This is a genomic window from Pseudoalteromonas sp. 1181_04, from assembly GCF_052850545.1.
In genome coordinates, this window is sequence record NZ_VXCS01000080.1 from 1 (window position 1) to 897 (window position 897).

The 897-nt window shown below is 41.1% G+C and carries 1 protein-coding gene; it reads right to left on the reverse strand.

Going from position 1 to position 897, the window contains the following annotated elements; genetic code table 11:
* On the reverse strand, positions 1 to 867 hold an 867-nt coding region (locus FW757_RS23110), incomplete at its 3' end, for a transposase (RefSeq protein ID WP_446441781.1).
* Positions 868 to 897: the final 30 nt, after the last annotated feature.

Below are 897 nucleotides of genomic sequence, written 5' to 3' on the forward strand. Positions count from 1 at the left end.
CGTCAGGAGCACTTTTGGTATGCTTTTATTGATATGCCCTTTTTTCTTTGGATCTATCTGGCGGCCACTCCAGTCGACTAATTCAATGTAATCCAGTAAGGCAAAGGGGATCGTGCCTTTAATATGATTACCAACAAATTGCTTTAGCTGTGCTGGTTGACTTTCATGTTGAACAGTATCTTTTTGTTTGAGAGGTTTATTTGCTTTGACCGTGTCTGTGGTAAAGGCTTTGAAATGCGCTATACGCTCTTGAATTGAGGTAAAATCACTGTCTTCAAGCGTATTGGCTATGTTTGCTCTGATAGGATTCAAATCAACGTAGGCCATGCAACTGAGTACTGCGGTTTGATCTAATAATGCCTGTGACTTATAGCGCCCTTCCCAGTACTTGCCCGTGCAGTTATCTTCCTTATTGGCCTCGCGGGCAATGTACTCATTAAGGTTTTTCATATACCAGCTGATGTCATAAAGCCTTGCGCGCCATTTAGCGATGATCTCATCAAAAAAGAGCACACTCGCCTTATCTAGCTGCTCACCATTTAAGTAACGATCAACTAAAACATGGCCGTTATAAAGTTGATACCAGCGTTCAATTACTTCATCATCAGACCAATCAAGTGCTTGACGTCTATTGACGTTCACAACAAGGTGGTAGTGATTGCTCATTATCGCGTAGGCAGCTATCTCTATAGCGAAAACGCTACTTAGTAACTTAATTCGCTCTACTAACCACACTCTACGGTGATCAAAGTTTTTACCTGTGTATTTATCATCACCACACAAGAATGCACGTCTCACGCATCGTGAGATTAAGTGATAATAAGATGTGGACGCTAAATCAATAAGCTTTTTTCTTGCCCGGGTCATACATAGCAACTCCTGTTAAACTGTATATAA